This window comes from Dactylosporangium sp. NPDC048998 (assembly GCF_043197855.1).
Taxonomy (GTDB): Bacteria; Actinomycetota; Actinomycetes; order Mycobacteriales; family Micromonosporaceae; genus Dactylosporangium.
Map to the genome: position 1 here is coordinate 151,424 of NZ_JBICTV010000003.1, position 23,867 is coordinate 175,290.

Annotated in this window: 27 protein-coding genes; 10 read left to right on the plus strand and 17 right to left on the minus strand. The window is 72.8% G+C overall.

The window, feature by feature from the left end; translation table 11 throughout:
* Positions 1-7 precede the first annotated feature (7 nt).
* From ACGFI8_RS08020 to ACGFI8_RS08030, 3 genes are all read right to left on the minus strand, one after another.
* A complete protein-coding gene (locus ACGFI8_RS08020; protein WP_392801622.1) occupies positions 8-400 on the minus strand; it encodes a DUF6401 family natural product biosynthesis protein in 393 nt (130 codons plus the stop codon).
* A 274-nt stretch (positions 401-674) separates the two neighbouring features.
* Entirely contained in the window at positions 675-857 is a 183-nt protein-coding gene (locus ACGFI8_RS08025) for a PspC domain-containing protein (protein WP_392801625.1), read from the minus strand.
* 180 nt (positions 858-1,037) lie between these two features.
* Positions 1,038-1,325 (minus strand): hypothetical protein, encoded by a 288-nt coding sequence (locus tag ACGFI8_RS08030; protein WP_392802921.1) that lies wholly within the window; start codon positions 1,323-1,325, stop codon positions 1,038-1,040.
* On the opposite strand from ACGFI8_RS08030, the gene ACGFI8_RS08035 reads away from it, so the two are divergent.
* Positions 1,273-1,545, plus strand: coding sequence for a CAP domain-containing protein (locus ACGFI8_RS08035; protein WP_392802863.1), 273 nt, complete (start codon positions 1,273-1,275; stop codon positions 1,543-1,545). The genes ACGFI8_RS08030 and ACGFI8_RS08035 overlap by 53 nt on opposite strands.
* Before the next feature lie 73 nt (positions 1,546-1,618).
* Here ACGFI8_RS08035 and ACGFI8_RS08040 read toward each other — a convergent pair whose 3' ends face one another.
* Positions 1,619-1,939, minus strand: coding sequence for a DUF6401 family natural product biosynthesis protein (locus tag ACGFI8_RS08040; protein WP_392801627.1), 321 nt, complete (start codon positions 1,937-1,939; stop codon positions 1,619-1,621).
* A 126-nt stretch (positions 1,940-2,065) separates the two neighbouring features.
* Here ACGFI8_RS08040 and ACGFI8_RS08045 point away from each other — a divergent pair, with 126 nt between their 5' ends.
* The 4 genes from ACGFI8_RS08045 to ACGFI8_RS08060 all read left to right on the plus strand — a co-directional run bounded on the left by ACGFI8_RS08045 (position 2,066) and on the right by ACGFI8_RS08060 (position 7,272).
* Positions 2,066-2,545: a DUF6328 family protein gene (locus tag ACGFI8_RS08045; protein WP_392801629.1), complete on the plus strand. Its 480-nt coding sequence runs from the start codon at positions 2,066-2,068 to the stop codon at positions 2,543-2,545.
* A gap of 94 nt (positions 2,546-2,639) precedes the next feature.
* Entirely contained in the window at positions 2,640-5,186 is a 2,547-nt protein-coding gene (locus ACGFI8_RS08050) for a glycoside hydrolase family 9 protein (RefSeq protein WP_392801632.1), read from the plus strand.
* 66 nt (positions 5,187-5,252) lie between these two features.
* Entirely contained in the window at positions 5,253-6,104 is an 852-nt protein-coding gene (locus tag ACGFI8_RS08055) for a spermidine synthase (RefSeq protein ID WP_392801634.1), read from the plus strand.
* Positions 6,105-6,186: 82 nt separating this feature from the next.
* On the plus strand, positions 6,187-7,272 hold the full coding sequence (locus tag ACGFI8_RS08060; RefSeq protein WP_392801636.1) for a branched-chain amino acid aminotransferase: 1,086 nt from the start codon (positions 6,187-6,189) through the stop codon (positions 7,270-7,272).
* A 13-nt stretch (positions 7,273-7,285) separates the two neighbouring features.
* On the opposite strand, the gene ACGFI8_RS08065 is transcribed toward ACGFI8_RS08060, so the two are convergent.
* The 6 genes from ACGFI8_RS08065 to ACGFI8_RS08090 all read right to left on the minus strand — a co-directional run bounded on the left by ACGFI8_RS08065 (position 7,286) and on the right by ACGFI8_RS08090 (position 12,911).
* Positions 7,286-7,711, minus strand: a complete 426-nt coding sequence (locus ACGFI8_RS08065) for a MarR family winged helix-turn-helix transcriptional regulator (RefSeq protein WP_392801638.1) — start codon at positions 7,709-7,711, stop codon at positions 7,286-7,288.
* Positions 7,704-9,092 carry an MFS transporter gene (locus ACGFI8_RS08070; RefSeq protein ID WP_392801641.1) on the minus strand — a complete coding sequence of 463 codons (1,389 nt, stop codon included), beginning with the start codon at positions 9,090-9,092 and terminating at the stop codon, positions 7,704-7,706. The genes ACGFI8_RS08065 and ACGFI8_RS08070 overlap by 8 nt, the downstream gene beginning before the upstream one ends.
* A 72-nt stretch (positions 9,093-9,164) precedes the next feature.
* A complete protein-coding gene (locus tag ACGFI8_RS08075; RefSeq protein ID WP_392801644.1) occupies positions 9,165-9,794 on the minus strand; it encodes a hypothetical protein in 630 nt (209 codons plus the stop codon).
* Positions 9,795-9,920: 126 nt separating this feature from the next.
* On the minus strand, positions 9,921-10,937 hold the full coding sequence (locus ACGFI8_RS08080) for a hypothetical protein (protein ID WP_392801646.1): 1,017 nt from the start codon (positions 10,935-10,937) through the stop codon (positions 9,921-9,923).
* Between the two features lie 394 nt (positions 10,938-11,331).
* Positions 11,332-12,690 (minus strand): hypothetical protein, encoded by a 1,359-nt coding sequence (locus ACGFI8_RS08085; protein WP_392801649.1) that lies wholly within the window; start codon positions 12,688-12,690, stop codon positions 11,332-11,334.
* Complete coding sequence (locus tag ACGFI8_RS08090) at positions 12,687-12,911, minus strand: hypothetical protein (RefSeq protein ID WP_392801651.1); 225 nt, start codon at positions 12,909-12,911, stop codon at positions 12,687-12,689. The genes ACGFI8_RS08085 and ACGFI8_RS08090 overlap by 4 nt, the downstream gene beginning before the upstream one ends.
* 215 nt (positions 12,912-13,126) lie before the next feature.
* On the opposite strand from ACGFI8_RS08090, the gene ACGFI8_RS08095 reads away from it, so the two are divergent.
* A complete protein-coding gene (locus tag ACGFI8_RS08095) occupies positions 13,127-14,137 on the plus strand; it encodes a coiled-coil domain-containing protein (RefSeq protein WP_392801653.1) in 1,011 nt (336 codons plus the stop codon).
* A gap of 78 nt (positions 14,138-14,215) precedes the next feature.
* Here the strand turns inward: ACGFI8_RS08095 and ACGFI8_RS08100 are convergent, their stop codons facing one another.
* Together ACGFI8_RS08100 and ACGFI8_RS08105 are read right to left on the minus strand one after the other, a co-directional pair.
* Positions 14,216-14,461 carry a hypothetical protein gene (locus tag ACGFI8_RS08100; protein ID WP_392801655.1) on the minus strand — a complete coding sequence of 82 codons (246 nt, stop codon included), beginning with the start codon at positions 14,459-14,461 and terminating at the stop codon, positions 14,216-14,218.
* 139 nt (positions 14,462-14,600) lie between these two features.
* Positions 14,601-16,511: a CHASE3 domain-containing protein gene (locus tag ACGFI8_RS08105; RefSeq protein WP_392801658.1), complete on the minus strand. Its 1,911-nt coding sequence runs from the start codon at positions 16,509-16,511 to the stop codon at positions 14,601-14,603.
* Positions 16,512-16,553: 42 nt separating this feature from the next.
* On the opposite strand from ACGFI8_RS08105, the gene ACGFI8_RS08110 reads away from it, so the two are divergent.
* A complete protein-coding gene (locus ACGFI8_RS08110) occupies positions 16,554-17,243 on the plus strand; it encodes a response regulator (RefSeq protein WP_392801661.1) in 690 nt (229 codons plus the stop codon).
* Between the two features lie 58 nt (positions 17,244-17,301).
* Here the strand turns inward: ACGFI8_RS08110 and ACGFI8_RS08115 are convergent, their stop codons facing one another.
* The 3 genes from ACGFI8_RS08115 to ACGFI8_RS08125 form a co-directional block, all read right to left on the minus strand.
* Positions 17,302-17,661 carry a response regulator gene (locus ACGFI8_RS08115; protein ID WP_392801664.1) on the minus strand — a complete coding sequence of 120 codons (360 nt, stop codon included), beginning with the start codon at positions 17,659-17,661 and terminating at the stop codon, positions 17,302-17,304.
* An 80-nt stretch (positions 17,662-17,741) separates the two neighbouring features.
* Positions 17,742-18,503 (minus strand): ABC transporter permease, encoded by a 762-nt coding sequence (locus ACGFI8_RS08120; protein ID WP_392801666.1) that lies wholly within the window; start codon positions 18,501-18,503, stop codon positions 17,742-17,744.
* The gene (locus ACGFI8_RS08125) at positions 18,500-19,195 is read right to left on the minus strand and encodes an ABC transporter ATP-binding protein (RefSeq protein ID WP_392801669.1); all 696 of its coding nucleotides are present in this window, start codon (positions 19,193-19,195) and stop codon (positions 18,500-18,502) included. Before ACGFI8_RS08125 ends, ACGFI8_RS08120 begins: the two co-directional genes overlap by 4 nt.
* A gap of 101 nt (positions 19,196-19,296) precedes the next feature.
* Between ACGFI8_RS08125 and ACGFI8_RS08130 the strand changes: the two genes are divergently transcribed.
* On the plus strand, positions 19,297-20,400 hold the full coding sequence (locus tag ACGFI8_RS08130) for a sensor histidine kinase (protein WP_392801672.1): 1,104 nt from the start codon (positions 19,297-19,299) through the stop codon (positions 20,398-20,400).
* Between the two features lie 2 nt (positions 20,401-20,402).
* A complete protein-coding gene (locus tag ACGFI8_RS08135; RefSeq protein WP_392801674.1) occupies positions 20,403-21,068 on the plus strand; it encodes a response regulator in 666 nt (221 codons plus the stop codon).
* Here the strand turns inward: ACGFI8_RS08135 and ACGFI8_RS08140 are convergent.
* The gene (locus tag ACGFI8_RS08140; RefSeq protein ID WP_392801677.1) at positions 21,050-21,679 is read right to left on the minus strand and encodes a TetR/AcrR family transcriptional regulator; all 630 of its coding nucleotides are present in this window, start codon (positions 21,677-21,679) and stop codon (positions 21,050-21,052) included. The genes ACGFI8_RS08135 and ACGFI8_RS08140 overlap by 19 nt on opposite strands.
* Positions 21,680-21,863: 184 nt before the next feature.
* On the opposite strand from ACGFI8_RS08140, the gene ACGFI8_RS08145 reads away from it, so the two are divergent.
* Positions 21,864-22,433 (plus strand): permease, encoded by a 570-nt coding sequence (locus ACGFI8_RS08145; protein WP_392801679.1) that lies wholly within the window; start codon positions 21,864-21,866, stop codon positions 22,431-22,433.
* Between the two features lie 68 nt (positions 22,434-22,501).
* Here ACGFI8_RS08145 and ACGFI8_RS08150 read toward each other — a convergent pair whose 3' ends face one another.
* Positions 22,502-23,851 carry an FAD-binding oxidoreductase gene (locus tag ACGFI8_RS08150; protein ID WP_392801682.1) on the minus strand — a complete coding sequence of 450 codons (1,350 nt, stop codon included), beginning with the start codon at positions 23,849-23,851 and terminating at the stop codon, positions 22,502-22,504.
* Positions 23,852-23,867 lie beyond the last annotated feature (16 nt).

Consider the following 23,867-nt stretch of genomic DNA (forward strand, 5'->3'; position numbering starts at 1 on the left):
GTCGCTCCTAGGCGTGGCCGCCTGCGCGGGCCAGGGCACAGATGGCGATCAGGCGGAGGGCGGGCCATTCGAGGTTTGACCAGTCGACCTCGGTGCTCGGGGCGAGCTGCCACTGCGCCTCGATGAGGGCGTCGCGTACGCCGGTCGCGTAGCCGGCCAGCGGGACCGCGCCGAGGCCGGGTGCGGGGTCGCCCAGCGCGTCGCGGACCGAGGCCGCGTGCTGGTCGATCGCGGCCTGCAGGCCGGCGGACTCGCGGGCCGCGGCCAGGCCGGCCTCGCCGAGCCAGGTCATCAGGCCGTTGAGCGTCGAGCGGGCGACGGTGAGGCGGGTGGCCTCCGAGAAGTCACCGAAGGCGCCGCTTCCGGTGCCGGCGGCGGTGAAGCTCGTGTCGTTGGACATGCCACCGACTTCGGCCGCGTCGCCCGCCGCATGACAGGTGGACCCGGGCCGCACCCCGGGTCACCCGTACCGCTACCGAGCCGGCGCGTCAGTGGTCGCCGCTCAGGTGAAAGGTTCGAACCTTCGATTGATCGGAACGACCGCACCGCGCCGCGCGGCGGGTTGTGAGCGGGGAGCGGGAGCGGCAAGGGGTGGCCCGGGCCGCACCCCGGGCCACCCGCCCCGCCGCTGAAGCCCCGCTGTGGAGGGGGCGGGCTCAGCCGTAGCCGCGGGCCTAGGACTCGTCCGGCATGAGGACCCACAGGATCAGGTAGATCACGAACTGCGGGCCTGGCAGCAGGCACGAGAGGAGGAAGAGCAGCCGCACCACGTTGGGGGACATACCGAAGCGGCGGGCGAGACCCGAGCAGACGCCGGCGATCCAACGGTTGTCACGGGGTCTGACGAGACTGCGCATCCCTGGCTCCTCGTATCGATGTGTACCTCAACCGTAGAAATGCCCTGGGCGCCCGCCCTCCAACCTTTGGCGGAAATCCAGGGGGCCGACCACTAGGGATTCGTCCGCACGGGTAGCCGGTCGGTTGCCGAGCGTTGCGGGGCGGTTGAGCCGCTCACGGGGGTCGTGACACGCCCGATGTCAGGGGCGACAGACCTCACCAGAGTCCCCGACGGAAGGCCTCACACAGTGACCCGGTTCGCCCGCCGCGCCACCACCATCGCCGCCGCGCTCGTCGCGGCGCCCCTCGGCTTCGCGCTCGTCACGACCACCGGACCACAGGCCTTCGCGGCCGGCGCGCCCGTCACGGCCGGTGTCGCGCATGTCGTCGAGGCGGTGGGCGCGCACGCCGCGGCCGCGAAGCCCGCCGCCGATGATGCGCGTCGACGGCTGGCTCGTCGCCGCGGCAAGGGCGCACAGCACCGACATGGTGACGAACCACTTCTTCGACCACACCGGCTCGAACGGCAGCAACTTCGTGCAGCGCGAGGCCGCCGCCGGCTACACCACGGGCGCGTCGGCCGAGAACATCGCCTGGGAGTACCGCACCGGCCAGGACGTGGTCAACGGCTGGATCAACAGCCCGGGCCACCGCGCCAAACATCCTGAACTGCTCGAGCGTCGCGGTCGGCGTCGGGCTCGCGTATAAGGCCGATGGCACGCCGTACTGGACGCAGGACTTCGGCCGGGTCTGAACCGGCGGCGGTGTGCGGCCGGCGCTCCTACGGGACCAGGCTGCACACCGCCAGCAGGCGCAGCATCGCCCAGGATGGGCGCGACCAGTCCTCGAGTGGGTCGCCGGCGTCGCGCGCCGCGTCGCGGATGGCCGCCGAATAGCCGGCCAGGGCGACCGGGTCGAGCAGCGCCCCGCCGAGCGAGTCGCGGATCGCGGCGGCGTGCTGGTCGACGCGGGCGAGCAGTTCCGGACGCGCCGCCACCGCCGCCCGGCCCGGGCGCCCGATCGTGGCGGCGAGCTCGGCCAGGCCGGCGCGGGCGAGCCAGGCGCGCCGTCCGGCGGTCAGCTCATCGAAGGGGGCACTCACGCCCGCGACCATAAGCCGAGCGTGCAAGCCTGCGCAGCCCCAAAATGCGCGGCGGGGGCCGGGACCGGCCGAGACCGGCCGAACCGCCACGTTCGCCGGGTTGATCCGGTGGGTAATTGAGCCCACATGGCCGATCGCGACGAGACTCCCCATGAGCGTTTCGACCGCCATGAAACGCCGGAGCAGCGTTTCGACCGCAACTGGACCGAGCTGCTCCAGGAGCTGCGGGTCGCGCAGACCGGGGTCCAGATACTGTTCGCGTTCCTGCTGACGCTGCCGTTCAGCCAGCGATTCGCCATGGTGTCCGGCGGACAGGAGGCTGCCTATGTCGTCACCCTCCTGTGCACCGCCGTGGCAACCCTGTGCCTCATCGCGCCGGTCAGCCACCATCGCATTCTGTTCCGGCGGGGCCGGAAGAAGGAGCTCGTCGCGATCAGCAGCAATCTCGCCGGAATCGGCCTGGTGTTCCTGTGGCTTTCGATCGTCGGCGCGGTATTCCTGATCTTCGACGTGGTCCTGGGGTTGTCGTGGGCGGTCGGCGTCGGCGGCGCGCTCGCTGTCGCTTTCATCGGGATCTGGTACCTGCTGCCGACGCTCAAGCGCTGAACCGCCGGCCCGTGGATGTCGCTCTTGACATCGCGCTGTGCGCTACGCCACAGTGGGAGCGCTCCCATTTCCTTTCCGCCAAAAAGGGGTGTCTGTGCAGCGCAAATTCCCCATAGCCGTCGCGGCGGCACTGCTGGTCGTTCCGCTGACCGCATCCGTCGCGTACGCGGATCCACCGGAACAGATCGTCAACGGCACGTTCGACAGCGGCACCGATCCCTGGTGGTGGACCGGCAACTCGCCGGCCAAGGTGGTCGACGGCCGACTATGTGCCAACATTCCCGCCGGCACCACCAATCCGTGGGACGCCATCATCGGCCAGAACGCGATCAGCCTGCAGGCCGGCGAGTCCTACCGGCTCGCGTTCACGGCCAGCGGCTCGGCCCCGGTGACGGTACGCGCGAACGTGCAGCTCGCCGACCCGCCGTACACCCAGGAGCTCTCGGAGGCCCCGGCGCTCACCCCGGAGCCGAAAGACTTCAGCTACACCTTCACCGCGGCCGCCGACACCACCGCCGGGCAGGTCGCGTTCCAGGTCGGCGGCAGCGCCACCGCGTGGACGTTCTGCGTCGACAACGTCTCGCTGCAGGGAGGGGCGCCGCCGCCCGTGTACGTCCCGGACACCGGCCCGCGGGTGCGGGTGAACCAGGTCGGGTACCTCGCCAACGGGCCGAAGCAGGCCACGATCGTCACCGAGGCGACCACGCCGCTGCCCTGGCAGCTGCGCAGCGCCGCCGGCGCGGTCGTCGCCACCGGCACCACCACCCCGCGCGGCGTCGACCCGACGTCCGGGCAGAACGTGCAGACGGCGGACTTCTCGCGGTACACCTCGGCGGGAAGCGGCCTGACGCTCAGCGTCGACGGGGAGACCAGCGTGCGCTTCGACATCGGGGTGAACGCGGCCTACGAGAAGCTGCGCGTCGACTCGCTGTCCTGGTACTACACCCAGCGCAGCGGTATCGCGATCTCGAACGACATCGCGCCCGGGTACGGCCGCGCGGCCGGGCACCTCGGCGTCGCGCCCAACCAGGGCGACACCGACGTGCCGTGCCAGCCCGGCGTGTGCGACTACCGGCTCGACGTGCGCGGCGGCTGGTACGACGCCGGCGATCACGGCAAGTACGTCGTCAACGGCGGCATCGCGGTGTACCAGTTGCTGAGCACCTTCGAGCGCACCAAGCTCGCCGCCACCGCCCGTCCGGAGCGCCTCGCCGACGGCACCCTGCGCCTGCCCGAGCACGGCAACCGGGTGCCCGACGTGCTCGACGAGGCCCGCTGGGAGCTCGAGTTCATGCTGCGCATGCAGGTCCCGGCCGGTAAGCCGCTGGCCGGTATGGTCCACCACAAGGTCCACGACCAGAACTGGACCGGCCTGCCGCTTGACCCGGCGGCCGACTCGCAGCCGCGCGAGCTGCACCCGCCGTCGACGGCGGCGACGCTCAACCTCGCGGCCGCCGCCGCGCAGGCCGCGCGGCTGTTCCAGCCGTACGACAAGGCGTTCGCGGCGCGGCTGCTCGCGGCGTCGAGGACCGCGTACGCGGCGGCGCTCGCCCACCCGGCGATCTACGCCTCGACCGCGGACGGCAACGGCGGCGGCACCTACGACGACGCCGACGTGACCGACGAGTTCTACTGGGCCGCCGCCGAGCTCTTCCTCACCACCGGCGAGAAGGCCTACCGGGACGCGGTCGTGGCCTCGCCGTGGCACACCGCCGAGGTGTTCAAGCCGGAGGGCTTCGGCTGGCAGGGCACCGCGGCCGCGGGCCGGCTCGACCTGGCGACCGTGCCCAGCAACCTGCCCGACCGGGCCCGGGTGCGCCAGACGGTCGTGGACGCCGCCAAGCGGTACCTCGCCACGCTGCGCGCCAACCCGTACGGCATCGCGTACGCGCCCAGCAACGGCAAGTTCGACTGGGGCTCCAACAGCGCGGTGCTCAACAACCTGGTCGTGGTGGCGACCGCGTTCGACCTCACCGGCGATGCCCAGTACCGCGACGGCGTGGCTGGCGGGATGGACTACCTGCTCGGCCGCAACGCGCTCAACCAGTCGTACATCACCGGATACGGCGAGCGCTCGTCGCACAACCAGCACTCCCGCATGTACGCGCACCAGCTCAACGCGGCCCTGCCCAACCCGCCGGTGGGCTCGCTCGCGGGCGGCCCGAACTCCTCGATCCAGGACCCGGTGGCGGCCAAGCTGCTGGCCGGCTGCGCGCCGCAGTTCTGCTACGTCGACGACATCAACTCGTGGTCGACCAACGAGATCGCGATCAACTGGAACTCGACGCTGTCCTGGGTGGCCTCGTTCATGGCCGACCAGGGCGAGGGCGGCCCGGTGGCCTCCTCGCCGTGCTCCGTGCACTACAGCAACGTGCTCGACCTGGGCGGCGCGTTCATCGCGCAGGCGACGGTGCAGAACACAAGCCGGCAGACGCTGAACGACTGGAAGCTGCGCTACGCGTACACCGGCACGCAGAAGGTCGAGCTGGCGATCAACGGCTCGGCGGCGCAGACCGCGGCGACGGTGGAGATCACGCCGCGCCAGTCGCGGCTGCGGCCAGGGGAGCAGACGACGATCCTGATCGTCGGCACGGTCCCCTGGGGCCCGAACGCCGCGCCCGCGGTGTTCTCCTGCGGTTAGGCGGAACGGGGCGGGCCCGCAGGGCCCGCCCCACTCGGTCCCGCCGCGAACTGCAAGATTGCATACGTGGGCGGGCGCAAACGAGTGACGGGTATTGTCCAGCAGATCGACGGGGGCGTGGCCGAGCTGTGCCCGGACGACGGGCGGCCCGGCCGCTGGACGCTGCTGATCGACGGATATCCGCAGTCGGCGCTCGACCTCGCGGATCCGCGGCTGCTGGAATTCGAGTACATGCGCCGCATCGCCTCGGTCATCGACGCGATGGCCCCGGCCGGCTCGCCGCTGTCGGTGCTGCACCTGGGCGGGGGCGCGCTGACCATCCCGCGGTACGTGGCCGTCACCCGCCCCGGCTCCTCGCAGCGCGTGGTCGAACTCGACGCGGCGCTCATCGCGTTCGTGCGGCGCGAGCTGCCGCTGCCGCGCGGCGCCGACATCCGGGTCCGGGCGGCCGATGCCCGGGCCGCGGTCGAGTCGCTCGCCCCGGGCCGCTTCGACCTGGTCGTCGCCGACGTCTACCGCGGCGCACGGGTCCCGGCGCACCTCGCGTCGCTGGAGTTCCTGACCGCGGCCGCGCGGCTGCTGCGCCCCGGCGGTCTCTACGTGGCCAACCTGGCCGACGGCTCCGGCCTGGCCTTCGCCCGCGGCCAGGCGGCGACCCTGCGCCGGGTGTACGGCGAGATCGTGCTCCTCGCCGAGCCGGCCGTGCTGCGCGGCCGGCGGTTCGGCAACGTGGTTCTGGTGGCCTCCGCCGAGCCCGGCCGCATTCCGCAGGCTTCGCTGGCCCGCGCCGCCGCCGCGGACCCGTTTCCGGCCCGGCTGGTCTCCGGCGACGATCTGGCGAAGCTCGTCGGCGGCGCGCGCGTGGTGACCGACGCGACCGCCACGTCCTCTCCCGCGCCACCCGCCGACCTGTTCTAGGCGTTCTGCCAGATGGCCGTTGTTACCGACCAGTGGTCGGGATCTGCTGAGGGATCGTTCAGTATCCGCATACAGTTCCTGGATGCTCGAATTCGACATCGTTCCCGCCGCGCGCCGCCCGGCCGAGGAGCGCGCCGCCCTGCTCGCCGATCCGGGTTTCGGCCGGGTCTTCACCGATCACATGGTCACCATCCGGTACGCCGAGACCAAGGGTTGGTACGACGCCCGCCTGGTGCCGTTCGGGCCGCTCTCGCTCTCGCCCGCCACCGCCGCCCTGCACTACAGCCAGGAGCTCTTCGAGGGCCTCAAGGCATACGCGATGCCCGACGGCGGGGTGGGGCTCTTCCGCCCCGAGGCCAACGCCCGCCGCCTGAACGCGACCGCCGAGCGGCTCGCCATGCCGCAGCTGCCCGAGGAGCTGTTCCTGCGCGCGGTGTGGACGCTGGTCGAGGCCGACCGCGACTGGGTGCCGGCGGGCGAGGGGCAGAGCCTCTACATCCGCCCGTTCATGATCGCCACGGACCCCTTCCTCGGCGTGCGGCCGTCGTCGGAGTACCTCTTCGCGGTCATCGCCTCGCCGTCGGGCGCCTACTTCTCCGGCGGCGCCAAGCCGGTCACCGTCTGGGTGTCGCAGGACTACACGCGTGCCGCGCCCGGCGGCACGGGCGCGGTCAAGGCCGCCGCGAACTACGCGGTCAGCCTTCGGGCGCTGGCCCAGGCCCAGGACGCCGGCTGCGACCAGGTGGTCTACCTCGACGCGGTCGAGCGCCGGTGGATCGAGGAGTCGGGGAGCATGAACCTCTTCTTCGTGTACGAGCGGGACGGCGCGCCGCTGCTGGTCACCCCGCCGCTGAACGGCTCGATCCTGCCGGGCGTGACCCGCGACTCGGTTCTGACGCTGGCCCGCCACCGCGGCTGGGGCGTCGAGGAGCGGCCGTACTCCCTGGACGAGTGGCGCGCGGACGCCGCGACCGGGGAGCTGCGCGAGGCATTCGCCTGCGGCACGGGCGTCGTCATCACGTCGATCGGCACCGCGCGGTCGCGCGACGGCGAGTTTCTCATCGGCGGCGCGCAGGAGGGCCCGGTGACGTCGTCGATCCGCGACGCGATCGTCGGCATCCAGCGCGGCCTGGCCGACGACCCGTTCGGCTGGTCCCGCCGTTCCTGACCGCGACGGCCGCTCAGGCGGAGCCGAGCTTCGCGACGATGCGGGCCAGCGTGGTCAGCTCCTCGGGGTCGAGGGCGAGCATCTGCGGCGGCGGCTGGGTCAGGATCTCCTCGGCGCGGGCCGCCTCCGCCCGGCCCAGCTCCGTCGCCGTGACGAGCTTGGCCCGGCGGTCTGCGGGGTGCGGCGCGCGGAGCACCAGGCCCCGCCGCTCCAGGTCGTCGACGACCAGGGTGGTGTAGGGCGCGTCCGTCTGCAGGCCGGCGGCGAGCTCGCGCATGGTCGTCGGTTCGATCGCGATGCGGCGCAGCGCCTTGATCCGCACGAAGCTCAGGTCCAGCGCCTCGCAGGCCTCCTTGCGGCGGTCGTGGCGCTCGTGCACCAGGGCCAGCAGCTCGCGCCAGACCTGACCGGCCTGGTGAGCGGTTTCCGAGTCAGGCATCGACGAGCTCCGCATCGGGTTGTCTGCTTGTCGCCCATCGTCCTGTCGTGAGCGTACCGATGGCAAGAATGACGGCGCCGCACCCGGCGATGATCCACCAGCCCGCGTGGCTCGCCGGGCTGAAGCCGGTGGGCATCGGGCGACCCTGCAGGCCGGTGGTGATCACGGCGCCGAGGACGGCGATGCCGAGTACCGAGCCGAACTGGCGGCTCGTCGAGGCGAACGCGGCCGCGACGCCGGCCTGGGCGATGGGCAGGCCCGACACCGCGGTGACCGTGATCGGCGGGTTGACCATGGCGAAGCCGATGCCGAACGACACGTACGCGGCCAGCACCAGCACCATCGGCGTGTGCGGCGTGAGCGCCGTCAGCAGCAGCCCGCTGACGGCGATCCCGGCGCCGCCGACGAGCAGCGACGCGCGCGGGCCGCTGGCGCCGACCAGCCGGCCCGAGAGCGGGCCGAGGACCACGGTGATCGCCGCGATCGGCAGGGTGAGCAGGCCGGCGTGCAGCGGGGAGAAGCCGCGCACCTCCTGCAGGTAGAGGGTGTTGAGCAGCAGGAAGCCGGCGAGCGCGCCGAACGCGGCGACGGCGATCGAGGTGGCGCCGGAGAACGGCGGGCTGCGGAACAGCCTGATGTCGACGAGCGGCTCGGGGCGGCGCGGCTCCACCAGCAGCAGTGCCGCGAGCGCCACGAGCGCCACGACGCCGGCCACGGGCTCGTGCTCGATGATCGCGTAGGTGGCGCTGGCCAGCAGTACCAGGACGATGGCCTGGCCGGGCAGGTCGACCCGCCGCGGCCGCGGGGCGCGCGACTCGGGCACGAACAGCGCGGTGAGCACGACGGCGGCGATGCCGATCGGCACGTTGATCCAGAAGATGGTGCGCCAGCCGGTGGTCTGGACCAGTAGCCCGCCGACCACCGGGCCGAGCGCCATGCTGATGCCGACCGCGCCCGCCCACACGCCGACGGCCCGGGCGCGCTCGCGCCGGTCGGTGAACACGTTCGTGATGATGGACATGGCGACCGGGTTGAGCATCGAGCCCCCGATCGCCTGCACCACCCGGAAGGCGATCAGCCAGCCGAGCGAGGGGGCCAGGCCGCAGAGCAGCGAGCCGATCGAGAACACCACCAGGCCGGTCTGGAAGGTCCGGCGGCGCCCGACCCGGTCGGCGGTGGAACCGGCCATGAGCAGCAGGCTGGCCAGGACGAGGGTGTACGCGTCGATCGTCCACTGCAGGCCGGAGAGCGGGGCCCGCAGGTCGCGGCCGATCGCCGGCACCGCGATGTTCACGATCGTGTTGTCGAGGCCGACGATGAGCAGGCTCATGCAGCAGATGCCGAGAATGAGCAGGCGCCGGCTGCGTGCTTGTACGGCCATAATTATTATGTTCGTACAAGCAAGCGGTCGGCGCCAAGCCGTGCGGCTCAGATCACCTTCCCGCCACCGGCACTAGTTGGTGCCGTTGCCCTGGGGTGCGCCGGGTATTCCGCCGCCCTGCTGACCGTTGGCCTCGTTCAGCGTTGTGTCGGTGATGGTGGTCGCGGTGACCGTCGAGCCGTCCACCGTGCCGACCACGGTGACCGTGTCGCCGGTCTTGATGTCCGAGACCTGGTCGTTGCCGTTGTCGACGGTGGTCGACGAGCCGATCTTGAACGTCGTCGTGTGGCCGTCGGCGCTCTTCGCCGTGATCGACGTGGTGCTCACGTCGGTCACCGTGCCGCTCTGCAGGCGCTTGGTGACGTAGCCGCCGTTGCCGTCGGAGGCGGTGAAGTCGCCGTACAGGGCGCCGGAGAGGCCGTTGGCGCCGCCCATCCCGCCGTCGAACCGGCCGAAGCCGCCGCCCGGCCCGCCCTGACCCGCCTGCTGCGAGGTCGACGAGGAGCCGCCCGCGGCCTTGACGACCGCGAACCCGCCGCCGCCGATCACCAGCGCCGCCACCACGCCCACGATGACGGTCTTCATCCTGGACGCCTTCGGCGGCGCCGGCGCGGCCGGCGGCAGGTCGGGGGCCGGGGTCGTGTACTGCGGGGCCTGGGCCCAGACGGGCGCGGCGGGCTGCTGGTCGGTCTGGCTGCTCATGCGTGGCTCCCTCGGTCGTCGTCCGGCGGCTCGCTTCCGGGGGAGCCGCTCGCCAGCAACGATCGCGAGATTCCCTGGCACCCGGCCTCCGGCAGCTTGGCAACAGCCTGTGAGCCCGCCGGTCCGTCAGGCCGCCACGAGCCGCTCGCCCTCCGTGGCGGTCGCGCCGGCGTCGCGCCGCCCGCGCGGGCGCAGGCTGGCGGCGCCCACCAGGAGCAGGCCGAGCACCGCCCAGCCGGCCAGGACCAGCAGGTGTGGCGTCGCCCCGCCGCCGTCGAAGAAGGCGGTACTGCGCAGCAGCGATCCGGCCGCGCCCGGCGGCAGGTACTGCCCCAGCAGGCCCCAGCCGGACGGCAGCATCTCCGGCGCGCTGGTCAGGCCGGACAGCGGGTTGCCGAGCAGCATCATGACCGCGCCGCCCGCCCCGAGGCCGGCGACGCCGAACAGGGCCTCCAGGCCGAGGAGGGTGAGCGCGGTCGCGCTGATGGACAGGGCCACGACGCTGCTGTTGGTCCAGTAGTCGCCCTCCAGGGAGCCCAGCCAGTACTGCAGGATGGCCACCAGCGCCAGCCCGCCCGTGATCGCGAAGACGAGCGCACCCACGACCCGGCGCCCGATGCCGGCGACCAGGTTGGTGAGCAGCCCCGCCGCGATGATGCCGCCGAGCACGAGCGGCAGCGCGCCGGCCGCGAGTCCGGCCCCGCGCGGGTCGTCCGCCGGCAGTGGCACGAGGTCGCGCACCGCGGGCGCCTCGCCCGGCTGCTGCCCCAGCCCCTGCGCGATCTGCTGCAGCGCCTGCGCCACGGCCGGGCTCGCCGCGGACGCGATGATCACCTGGGGGTGCCCGGAGGAGAGGTCGATCGCGCCGTACACCTCCCGATCCTTGATCAGCTTCTCGGCCGCCGCCGTGTCGGCGACGACTGTGACGTCGAACGCCCCGGCCCGCTTGGCGTTGAGCTGCTCGACGACCGCCCCGGTGGCCTGCGGTGGCCCGGCGACGGCGAGCGGGATGTCGTGCACGCCGGCCCGCGTCGCGGGCCAGGCGAACGCGATCATGATGACGCTGAGCAGTGCGGTGAGCAGGAGGACGATCCCCCCGACGCGGGGCCAGGCCGACCGCTGGTCGGTGTGCTGCACGGCCATCTGAGTCTCCTAAAAAGAACGTTCGTTCTTTTCAGAGGATCGTACGGTGGCTGTCGCACGTCAAGAACGAACGTTCGTTTTGCATTGCGACGCCGCTCACGCTCGCGGCGGGTGCTGCATGATCGGCCGGCGGCTACGGATGCAGGGAGCGGGCGACCTCGGGGAAGTGGGTTCGCTGCGGCGCCGCCCGAGGGGGCGTGCCCGCGGGCGGCAGCGTGAACGTCGCCGTGCTCGGCGGCGAGGACGTCGTGCCCGTCGGCCCGCAGCCGCTTGACGATCAGGTCGCGGACGTCCTGCTCGTCGTCCACCACGAGCAACCGCGCCATGGACCGCACCTCCCGCCTCTCCGACGGCCCATCGGCAGCCGGGAGGCGGGACTTACCGGTTTTCGGGCTCAGCCCTGCGCCGGGAGGATGCCCTCCAGGTGGCGGCCGTTGACCGCGGCGCGTCGGCCGGCGTCGGCCTCGTTCTTCCAGGTGCGCACGTAGTTGGAGGCGGTCAGCCGCTCCACGTCGTCCAGGTCGAGCAGCTCGCCGACCAGGGTCGTCAGCGCCACCACGTCGCGCCGGTCGTTCGCCGGGACGTGGTCGTACAGCAGCTGGTACACCTGGTTGCGCAGCGACCCATCCCGCATCAGCGGCGTCGGGGTCAGCGTCGGCTCCTCGCCGATCTCGACCGCCTCGCTGGTCTCGTGCGTCACCGGCGCCGTGCGCGAGCGCGCCCGGCGCGTCGCCGGCGCGGCCGGGAGGATGCCCTCGAGCTCGCCGCGGAGCCCGCCCAGCGCCGAGGGCACGGCCGCCGTTGCGATGACGGTCCCCTCGGCGGCCGCCTCGGTCGCCCGGGCCACCGCCTCGCGTGCCGCCCGTCGCTCGTCGTCGCGGGCCGCGCCGCGCTCGTCGGCGGGGGGCAGCGCGTGCTGCTCCTCGGTGTCGAGCACCGGCAGCGGATCGGACTGCGCCGCCGCCTGCACCGGGGCCGGCGTGCCGGTCACCGCGGCTAGGCGGGCTGGGGCCAGGTCGGCGGCGATGAGCGCGGTCAGCCCGTCGTAGTCGGCGCCGTCGGCGAGGCGCACCGCGATCTCGTCGAGGTCGTAGACGGCGACGGCGATGTCGGCCGTGGTCGGGTCGACCGCGGCGCGGATCTTGCGGTGCAGCACCTTGGCGATCGCGGCGGTGCGCTGCTCCTTGCGCTTCTCCGCCTTCGCGGCCGCGATGGAGGTGTAGAGGCCCAGGCGGGAGTCGGCCTTCGCGAGGTTCTTCGCGCGCAGGGTCAGCCAAGGGTGCCGGACCCAGTGGCCCACCACCTCGTAGGCCGGGGTGGTCGGCGGCAGGTCGCCCTTGGCCCGCAGCCGGTCGCGCCGCTGGTTCTCGGTGTGCATCAGCCAGACGAGGTACCCCAGCGCCGACATCCCGGCGAAGAAGCCCGCGAGGAGCTTGTTGTCGTGCGCCATCCAGTTGAACGCGACCGCGAACGCGGCGATCGCGGCCGACAGGATGCGCGAGGCGACCGCGCGCTCGCCGAGGCGCCGGCGCACGTCGGCGTTGGCCAGCACGACGATGCCGCCGAGCTCCAGCGCGCCGACCGCGGGGATCGCCCAGATCATCGGGATACCGAGGGCCTCGACGGCGCCGGAGACCTGACCGGCCAGGGCGACGAGCAACACGACGATGTAGAACAGCTGCCGCATGTACGACGTGCGCTGGACCGTCTTGCGCAGATCCGCGTCGAGCTGATTGATGCCCGGCGTGCTCACCGGCTTCTCCTGTCGTCCGTCGGCTGGGGCAGCGGATAGCCCCGCGCCGCGAGGAACTCGGCCAGCGCCAGGTCCACGGAGCTCTGCACCGTGGTGTTGTGGTCGACGACGAACCGCTGCAGCATCTGCTCGATCTCCACCCGGACCCGGGTGTTGAGCTGGACCCGCTCGAACCGCGGCCGCTGCGGCGGCATCGCCACCGTCTTGTCTGTCGCTTCCAACGCCACTCCCGCTAGCCGTTGTGCTAGCGCGCACGCTAGCAAAACATCGGTCGATGACCGAATCGGACACGCCCGACATGTGTTCGAACCGGCGACGCGCCATTACGGACCGTGCGGCGCAAAGGTTCAAATGATCGGAAGTCTCACCTTGCGTAGTCGCTCGGGAGCGTTTCTCGGTCCTGTGCCGGGCCGGGGGCGTTCGGTACGCTCACCGCATGCGACGCCGGGCACTCATGTTCGTGGTTGCGTCGCTCGTGCTGATCGGCGCCTGGGCAACCCCCGTGGCCGCCGCGCCGGGCGATCCCACGGCCCCTCCCGACGAGGGCACGGCAAACATGACGCTGGGCGACAAGCTCGACGCGGCCAACACCGAGTGGCTGCAGGCCCAGGCGACCCTGGACGCGTCCAAGCAGCGGCAGGCCGACCTCGTCAAGCAGATGGACGAGATGCAGCGCGAGCTCGAGCCGGTCCGCGCCAGCGTCAACGTGATCGCGGCCGCGGCGTACCGCACCGGCGGCAAGGTGCGGCTCAGCGCCGCGCTGGTGAACACGGACTCGCCCGAGCAGTTCATGGACCGTGTGCTGCTGGTGAACGAGATCGCGCTGTACAACGACCGGGTCATCGGCCGGCTGACCAGGCTCGAGGCGGACCTCGCGGCCGCGAAGAAGGCCATCGACGAGGAGGTCGCCAAGCAGCAGGCGCAGGCCGCCATCCAGGCCAAGAAGAAGGCCGATGCTGAGGCCGCGCTGGCCAAGATGCGGGGCAGGGCCGACGGGTACGTCAGCGTCAACTCCCCGCTGGCCACGCCCGCGCCGCGCAACGCCGACGGCAGCTGGCCGAAGGAGAACTGCATCATCGACGACCCGACGACCTCGGGCTGCATCACGCCGCGCATGCTGCACGCGGCGCAGGAGGCGCGCAAGGCCGGGTTCACGCACTTCTACTCGTGCTTCCGGCCGTCCGGGCCGTATGAGCATCCGAAGGGCCGGGCGTGCGACTTCGCCGCCGCGTCCGACGGGTTCGGCGGGGTGGCGACGGGCAACGACAAGACGTACGGCACGAACCTCGCCGCCTTCTTCGTCAAGAACGCCTCGTCGCTGGGCGTGCTGTACGTGATCTGGTTCAGACAGGTCTGGACGCCGGCGGCGGGGTGGCACGCGTACAGCGGCGGCAACGGCGACCCGAACAGCGACCACACGAACCACGTCCATCTATCCGTGATCTAGAGACTATCCGTGATCTAGACACGAAAAAGGCGCACCGTTCGAAGGCGGTGCGCCATTGGCAGGAGTGTGGTGCAGGGGTCAGGCGGCGGCGGGGGCCAGGGCCTTCGCGCAGACGCTGCGGGCCCACTGGATGCGGTCCAGGGCCACGTCCGGGCGGTCGCCGAAGACCTCGGCCGCGCGGGCGTAGCACTCGTCGGGGCCGAAGCGGTCCAGCGTGGCGTCGACCGTTGCGCGGACGGTGGCGGCGTCGGGGTCGGAGTAGCACGGGGTGTCGGAGACGAACAGTGCCATGCACAGCACCGGGTCGACCGGGCAAGTCGTCATGGTGGATCACCTGTTCCCACGGGGTGTGGATGACTGTTCCACCGTGCCTCCGCCCGGAGGGTCTTCGCTTCGGCGCCAGCGGGCGTCTGCGCCTGCGGGTTTCCGCACCCGCGAGTTCCGGCTGGCCGCCATACGCGACTCAACCGTTCTCACCCTCCGTGGGGGCGGTCGCGAGGGGGACCGTGATGCCCAGGCGGGTGCCGGTCCCGGGCCGGCTGGCGATCTGCATGGTGCCGCCGAGCGCCGCCACCCGGTCGCCGAGGCCGGTCAGGCCCGTGCCGGTGCCCGGGTCGGCGCCGCCGACGCCGTCGTCCTCGATGGACAGGGTCAGGTGGCCGTCGGTCACCGCGGCGCTGACGGAGATGACGGTCGCGTGCGCGTGCCGTATCGCGTTCGTGAGGGCCTCGGCGACCACGTAGTACACCCCGATCTCGACCTTCGCGTCGAGGCGCTCGGGCAGTGCCAGGCTCACCTTCACGGGGACCGGCGAACGGCGGGCCAGGGACTTGATCGCCGGGGTCAGACCGCCCTCGGACAGGATCGACGGGTGGATGCCGCGGGCCAGCTCGCGCAGCTCGTCGATCGCCTCCGACAGGTCGCTGCCGATGGTGTGCAGGCGGTCCTGCAGGGCGCCGGTCGCCTGCGTCTCGGCCGCGCGCAGGCCCAGCAGCAGGGCGATCAGCCGCTGCTGGGTGCCGTCGTGCAGGTCGCGCTCGATGCGGCGGCGGCTCTCGTCGGTGGCGGCGACGACCCGGGCGCGCGACGCGGTGAGGTCGGCGCGCGCCTGCGAGTTGGCGATCGCGCTCGCGACCAGCTCGGTGAACTCGGCCGCCCGCTCGGCGTCGTGCTCCTCCAGCGGGCGGGCGCGGGTGGACAGGGCCTTGAGCGCGCCCCAGGTGCGGCCGGCGACGAGCACCGGTGCGCCGATCGCCGAGCGGATCGAGGAGTCGTCGAACTCGTGCTGCAGGAAGTCCGCGCTGCGCGCCCCGGCCAGCCGGATGGGCCGGCCGGAGCGCAGCACGCGCCCGGCGATCCCGGTGTCGGCCAGCTCCACCCGGCCCAGCGCGATTCGGTGCGCGGGGTCCTGGCTCCAGCTCGCCACGACCGTGGCGTTCCCGTCCGGTTCGAATCGCAGCAGTACGGCGGCGTCGGCCCCGAACAGCTTGCCGGCCTCCTCGGTCACCGCCGCGAACACGTCGTCGGCCGGCTTGCCGCGCACGGCCACGGTGGCCACCCGGCGCAGCGCCGCCTGCTCGGCCGCCACCGCGCCGAGCATGACGCGCCCGTGGTCGAGCGCCGCGACCATCGAGTTGAACGTGCGCTGCAGCACGCCGACCTCCTGCGGGCCGTCCGTGGCGACGCGGACGGTCAGGTCGCCGCCCGCCGCACGGTCGGCGGCCATCACCATCCGGTGCAGCGGGCGTACCACCATGACGGCGAGCGATCGGGTCAGTAGCGCCACGGCGCCCAGGGACACGACGAACCCGGCGAGGCCGGCCATCAGCGCCCCTTGGCCGGCCTGGCTCGCGGCCACGTGCATCCGGTCGACGGTCGCCCGCTGGTTGGTGATGAAGTCGTCGAACTCGCTGCGCAGCGCGGCGATGTGCTGCTGGCCGTCCATGATCGAGTTCGGGTCGATGTTCTGCGGCTCGCCGGCCTCGTCGACGACGATGGCCGGATCGGCGTAGTTGTCGAGGTACGCGGTGACGTCGTTGTTGAGCTTGGTGACCCGGGCCGCCTGCACCGGGCTGCCGGCGACGGACGAGGCGAGCTCCTGCTGACGCAGCGGGATCTGCTGCTGCGCGCGGATCCAGGGCACCAGCAGCCCGCGGTCGTGGGTGAGGGCGTAACCGCGCCGCCCCGCCTCGACGTCGAGGACCAGGCGCTCCAGGGCGTTGCTCGCCGACACGGCCTGCTCCGCCTGGCTGACGACCATGACCGAGGAGCGCAGCTGGTACACCTCGTAGAGGATCGCTGCGAACGCCGCGCTGATCATCACCGAGAACAGCGCGCTCGTCACCGCCAGCCGGGCGGTCAACCCCCCGTGCATGAGGGGGTGTGTACCCCGACTCGCGGGGTTATGTTGGATTTGATGGCATTCGAGGCGAGTACGGCGCTCCGTCGTTCGGTGGTGATCGCCGACGACGACGTGTTGCTGCGTGAGGGGCTGGCGAGCCTGCTCGACCGTCACGGTTTCACCGTGACGGGGCTCGCCGACGACGGCCGACACCTGCTCGAGCTGGTCGAGAAGACGTCGCCGGACATGGCCGTCGTCGACATCCGGATGCCTCCGACGCACACCACCGAGGGTCTCGCCGCAGCCCGCGAGATCCGGGTGCGCTTCCCCAAGGTGGCGATCCTGGTGCTGTCCGCCTTCGTCGAGGTCGAGCACGCTATCGAGCTGCTGGCCAGCGGCGAGCGGATCGGCTATCTGCTCAAGAGCCGGGTGACCGACGTCGACGAGTTCATCGAGACGCTGCACCGGGTGAATGACGGGGGGACCGTGGTGGACCCGGCGGTGGTCCAGGAGCTCGTCGCCGCGCACCGCCGCCGCGACCCGCTCGACGTGCTCAGCCCGCGCGAGCGCGAGGTGCTGGCGCTCATGGCCGAGGGGCGCTCCAACGCCGGCGTGGCCAAGGCGCTGTGGGTCACTGAGGGAACGATCGAGAAGCACGTCCGCTCGATCCTGACCAAGCTGGATCTGCCGGAGACCGACGAGACCCACCGCCGGGTGCTGGCGGTGCTCACCTTCCTGGAGGCCGCGTCCTCGGCCGGATCGTGATGCCGGGTGGCCTGGGTGACCCGGGTGACCTGGGTGACCTGGAAGACCCGGGACGACGTCAGCCGGCCGGTGACGTGGTCTGGAGCAGGCCGGTGATCGCTCCGCCGGACAGCTGTTCCTTCGGCAGGAAGCCGATCGCCGGGCTGTCCACGAGCAGCTCGGCCAGATCCTCCGGCGCGAGGCTGGACACCATGATCACCGGACTGCAGCTGATGCGGGCCGCGAGGTCGAAGCCGCTCTCGGTGCCGAGGCCGACATCCACGAGTACGACATCCGGATGCTCGTGCTCCACCGCGTGCAGCGCCTGATGGCTGTCCGCCGCAGTCGCGACCACGGCGATGCCCTGGTCGGTGAGGAGGCGCTGGGCACTGGCCCGAAAGCGCTCCGAGTCATCCACGATGACGCAGCGGATCGTCATACCCGAGACATTGCCACGAATCTGGGTGGTTCGGCCTTGCGGTTAACGGGAAAGGCCACTTCCGGTGGTTTCTGGCCGGTCTAGGAGACGGCGTCGCGGCGGCGCAGGCTGATGTACCCCGCGGCCAGCGCGGCAGCCGCCCACAGCGCGAGGATGCCCATCCCGGTCCATGGGCCGAACGCGCGATCGTACTCCGGGTTGTCCGGCGGGCCGAAGAAGTGCAGGATCACCGCGCCCGCCTGGTCGGGCAGGAACTGCGTCACCCGCCGCACGCCCGGGATGTTGCCCAGGCCCTGCGAGCCGAGGAAGAACAGCGGCAGCAGCACGCCGAGCGAGAGCGTCGAGCTGCGCAGCACCTGCGCCACGCCGGTGGCGAACAGGGCGATGAGCACCAGGTACAGGAACGCGCCGGCGACGGTCTGCGGCACGCCGGCCGCCGTGAGCGTGGTGTGGAGCGGGCCGAGGCCGGCCTGCCCGGCGACGAACGCGGCAGCCACGCTCAGCGCCGACACGGCGGCTGCGCACAGCCCGACCGTGCCCACCTTGCCCAGGTAGAACGTGCCCCGGCGAGGTACGGCGGCGAGCGACGGGCGGATGGTGCCCGTGCCGTACTCGCCGCCCACCGCGAGCACCGCGAACACGACGAGCGCCAGCTGGGCGAGGCTCAGCCCGTAGAACGTCGCGAACATCGCGTCGAACCGCGACGTCGCCGGGTCGGCGTGCCGGAAGCTCATGCCGACGAGGAAGGCGATGCCCGCCGCGACCAGGACGGTCAGCGCCAGGGTCCAGGGGGTGGAGCGAAGGGTGCGCACCTTGATCCACTCGGCGGCGAAGGCGTTCATCGGGCGACCGCCTTCAGGAACGCCTCCTCGAGCGTGCCCGCGCCCGCGACGAACTCCTCGACCGTGGCGTCGGCGACCAGCCGGCCCCGGGCGATGACCACGAGCCGGTCGGCGGTCAGCGCGGTTTCGGCCATCAGGTGGCTGGACACGAGCACCGTGCGCCCCTCCGCGGCGAACCCGCGCAGCAGCGCGCGCAGCCAGTGCACGCCCTCCGGGTCGAGGCCGTTGACCGGCTCGTCCAGCAGCAGGACCGGCGGGTCGCCGAGCAGCGCGGCGGCGATGCCGAGCCGCTGCGCCATGCCGAGCGAGAAGCCGCCGGCGCGCCGCCGCCCGGCGCCCTCCAGCCCGGCGAGGGCGAGCACCTCGCCGACCCGCCGGGCCGGGATCCCGTTGCTGCGCGCGAGATAGAGCAGGTGGTGGTACGCCCGGCGGCCCGGGTGCGCGGACCGGCCCTCCAGCAGCGCCCCGACCCGGCGCAGGGGATGTCGCAGCGCGTCGTACGGCCGGCCGTCGATCAGTGCGCGGCCGGCGCTCGGCCGGTCGAGGCCCAGCATCATGCGCATGGTCGTGGACTTGCCCGCCCCGTTCGGGCCCAGGAAGCCCATCACGTGCCCGGGTCGCACGGCGAAGGACAGCCCGTCGACGGCGACGGTCCGCCCGTACCGCTTGGTCAGCTGCTCGGCGACGATCATGCCCAGCACGCTAGGCGGACCCGGCGGCCGGCACAGTCACCGAAAGTCGCCGCCGGCGTGCGACGAACGTCGCGGGTGCCAGCGCGCAGTAGCCTGCTGACATGCGCCGATTTCTCGCCGCCGCGGGCATCGTGGCCGTCGACAGCGTGCTGCTGACGTTCGCGCATCCGGGCCCTCCTGGCCCTGCTGGCCTGGGCCGCCCGGCGCTGCTGCCGGTGTGGGCGCTCGTGGTGGCGTCGGTCATCGTGCTGCGGTACCGCAGCCCCGCCGCCGCGTTCGTCTGTGCGCTCGGGCCGGCCGTCGTCACCGGCGGGGCCACCGCGCTGCTGCCGTGGAGCGCATATCAGGCCGGGCGGTCTGTTCGCCGTACGACATCCTGGGTCGTGATGTGGACGGCCGCCGCCGTGGCGCTCGGCGCCGAGATCGCGCTGCGCCCGGCCGCCGCGGCGCCGCTGGTCGTCGCGTCGGTCGTGTTCGTGCTGCTGCCGATGCTCGCCGGGCGGTACGTCGCCGAGCAGGAGCGGCGGGCCGCCGCCCTCGCCGCGCAGGAGCGGCTGCGCATCGCCCGCGACATGCACGACGCGCTCGGGCACCGGCTCAGCCTGGTCTCGGTGCAGGCCGCCGCGCTTGAGGTCGCCGGGCTGCCGGCCGAGCAGCGCGCCGCGGTGCGCCGGCTCGCCGAGTCCGCCCGCGGCGCGGCGAGCGACCTGCACGAGGTGGTCACCGGCCTGCGCGCGCCGCGGCCGGGCCTCGCCGCGGTGGGCGACCTGGTCGCCGGGGCCCGCGCCGCCGGCGTGCGGGTCGACCTGGTCGTCCGAGGCAGCGAGCGGGAGCTGCCCGAGGAGGCCGGGCCGGTCGCCTACCGGGTCGTGCAGGAGGGGCTCACCAACGGCGTCAAGCACGCGCCGGGCGCGCCGCTGACCGTGCGCGCCGACTGGGAGGACGACGCGCTGCTGCTGTCCGTGGCCAACCCGGCCCCTGCCGCCGCGGCGCCCGCCCCGCCCGGGCGGGGCCTGCTCGGGCTGGCCGAGCGGGCCGAGCTCGCCGGCGGGCTGGTGGGCCACGGGCTGGCCGGCGGCGAGTTCCGGCTGTGGGCGGTGTTCCCGGTCGCGCCGGCGCCGCGCCGGCCCGCGCTGCTGGGGCTGGCCGTGGCCGGGTTGATGTTCGGGTTCGTACCGCTGAGCCTCATGGTCGGGGTGGCCTGATCATGGACCGGATCAGGGTGCTCGTCGCCGACGACGAGCCGCTGATCGTCGCCGGCATCCGCACGGTGCTCGAGTCCGAGCCCGGCCTGGAGGTCGTCGCCGTGGCCGCGGACGGCGCGGGCGCGATCGAGGCCGCGGAGCGCGTCGAGGCGGACGTGGCGCTGGTCGACGTACGGATGCCGGTGCTCGGCGGCCTGGACGCGATGGCCGCCCTGCGCGCCGCGCGCCCGGGCGTGGCGATCGTGGTGCTGACGTCGTTCGGGGACGAGCCCAACGTGCTGCGCGCCCTGCGCCAGGGCGCCGCCGGGTTCGTCCTCAAGTCGTGCGCGCCGGAGGAGCTGATCCGGGCGGTCCGCGCGGCGTACGCCGGCGATGCGTACCTGTCGCCGCCGGTCACCCGGCACCTGCTGGGCCTGGTCGGCCCGGGCGGCCCGGCCAGCTTGGCCGAGGCCGAGCGCCGCCGGGCCGCGGCCGGCCGCCTGGCCGCGCTGAGCCCCCGCGAGGCCGACGTGCTGCGGCTGGTGGCCGAGGGCCTGTCGAACGCGGACATCGGGGCTCGGCTGCGCATGAGCGAACCCAGCGTCAAGACGTACGTGAGCCGGGTGCTGACGAAGCTCGACTGCGCCAACCGGGTCCAGGCCGCCCTGCTCTACCGCGACACGCTCTGATCTTCGGGCGCCGGCACCAGGACGCCCTCGCGGGCGGCCAGCGCGATCATCGCGGCCGTGCGGTCGGCGACGGCCGGGTCGATCTCCTCGCCCGTGATGTACGCCCGGGCGTAGTACGGGGCGCCGACCAGCCGGATCACCTCGGCCGCGTCGGTGCCGGGCGCCGCCTCGCCGCGGTCGACGGCGCGGTCCACCAGGGCCGAGCCGATCGCGATCCGCGACGCGAAGAAGTTGGTCAGCGCGGCACGGGCGGCCGGGTCGTGGATCGCCTCGCGGACCACCACGTCGAAGATGGCCCGCAGGTGCGGGGTGCACAGCAGCAGAATGCTGGCGCGGCCGAGCGCGCGCAGGTCGCCCTCGAACGTGCCGGTGTCCGGCAGCGGGATCCGGGTGCCGGCGGTCTCCGAGAACACATCCACGACCAGCTGGGTCAAGCTGCCCCAGCGGCGGTACACCGTGGTCTTCGCCACTCCGGCGCGCTGGGCGATGCGCTCGATCGTCGTGCCCGCGTATCCGACTTCCAGCAGTTCGGCCTGCAGGGCCTCGGCCACCGCGGCGCGCGTGCGGGCGGTGCGCCCGCCTGGCCGTACCGTGCCAACCGGCTCCCTCAATGAAACTCCAGTTGCGTTAAGCGTCGATCGTCTGCCATGCTCAGGCTAACGCAACTACGGTTCACTTAGTAGCACTCCTGGAGCCTCTCATGGCGTTCATACTCGGCGCGCTCCTGTTCACCGCCCTCATCGGCGCGCTGGACGCGAAACTCCCGTGGCCGTCCGGCCGCAAGGAAGGCAAGTAATGGTCACCGGGCACTTCGGCCTCGCGGCGGCCGTCAAGTCGATCGAGCGGCCCATACCGCTGTGGGCGCTGATGCTCGCGACGGTCTGGCTCGACGTCATCTTCGTGCCGCTGTACCTCAGCGGCGTCGAGCACATCGATCCCGCTCCGGGCACCGACGGGGGGTACGGAAACGGGATCATCTACGCGGACTACACCCACTCGCTGCTGGGCGCCCTGCTCATCTCGGCCGCGACGGGTCTGCTCTGCGTTCGCTGGTGGGGCCGGCGCGGCGGCACCGTGATCGGCGCGGTCGTCTTCTCGCACTGGCTGCTCGACCTGGTCGTGCACCGCACCGACATGCCGCTGCTGCCCGGCAACGCGGGCGACCTGCCGCGGCTGGGGTTCGGGCTGTGGCAGTACCACGCGCTGACCGCCACGATCGAGGGCCTGCTCGTGCTCGTGGGCGCGGCGCTGTACTGGCGCGCCGCCCGCCGGACCGGCGGCCCGGCCGGCCGGGTCAACCTGATCGCGGCCCTGATCGTGGCCTGCGGTGCGGTGACCCTCGGCCTCGACCTCGCCGGCATGTAGCCCCTGCGGGTCCCCGTGATCACGGAGTCAAAGTGTCGCTTTCACTCCGTGATCACGGAAGGCGTCCGTCAGGCGACGATGGCCTGGCCGCTGGAGAACACGTTCGTCGGGTCGTACGAGCGCTTCGTGCGCAGCAGCCGGTCCCGGTCGGCGGGCGCCCAGTTCGCCAGGAGCGCCTCCGGGCCGGCGTGGCCGGAGAAGTTCATGAGCCCGCCCGGCACCGTCTCGACGGCGAGCACCTGATCGGTGACGGCGTCCACGACGGGCGCGAGCTCGGGCACGCCGAGCCCGAGGGCGAACAGCGAGAACTCCGCCCCGCGGCCGCTCACGGCGTTGGGGGTGGCCGGCGTCCGCGCGAACGCACCGCCCAGGTGCCGCACCTCCACCATGATCAGCGGTACGTCCACCTTGGGCCCGGCCACCTCCAGCACGTGGTCGACGGTCCGCTCGGTCAGCTCGCCGAGCAGCACGCCGCGCTCCCGGGACGGGACCGGGTCGACCGGGTCCCGGTGCACGGAGTCGATCGCCGTGTACGGCAGCCACGACACGTCGTCGATGAGCGCGGGCGCGGCGGCGCGCATCGGGGCGAGCATCGCGTCGCCGTCCTCCGGCGTGCCGAGGTACGCGACCCGCAGGTGCGCCACGAACGCCCCGCGCAGCGGCTCGGGCAGCTCGGGCAGCGGCGGGAGCCGCAGCAGGGCCACCGACGTGCTCATCTCCTCCGGCAGCCCGGCCGTCCAGGCCCGGTAGGCGTGCAGGACCTCGGCGGCGTGGCTGCCCGGGAAGTAGATGCCGCCGCCGAAGAGCCCGGCGACCTCGAACAGGTCGAACTCGATCGCGGTGGCGATGCCGAAGTTGCCCTTGCCGCCGCGCACGGCCCAGAACAGGTCGGCCTCGTGGTCGGCGTCGATGGTGCGAAGCGCGCCGTCGGCGGTGACGATCTCGATCGAGCGGACGTGGTCGGCGGCGAAGCCGTACTTGCGCCCGAGCGGCCCGGCGCCGCCGCCGAGCGTGTACCCGACGACGCCGACGTGCGAGGCCGAGCCGTTGAGGGGCGCCAGGCCGTGCGCGGCGGCCGCCTCGATCACCTGTGACCACCGCACGCCGGCGGCGGCCCGCGCGGTGCGCGCGACCGGGTCGACGGAGACCTCGTTCATGCGGCCGGTGGTGATCAGGACGCAGCCGGTGGCGGGGCGCACCGCGCCGTGCCCGGTCGACTGGACCGCGACGGGCAGGCCGTGCGTGCCGGCCCAGCGGACGGCCGCGGCGACGTCCTGCGCGCTGGTGGCGCCGACGACCGCGAGCGGCTCGTGGGTGGTCGCGACGTTCCAGGACGCGACCTCCGCCGCGTAGCCCTCGTCGCCGGGGAAAAAGACGGGTCCGGCCAGGGCCGGGAGCTCAGTCATAGCGATGGTCATGCGATGACGGTGCCGG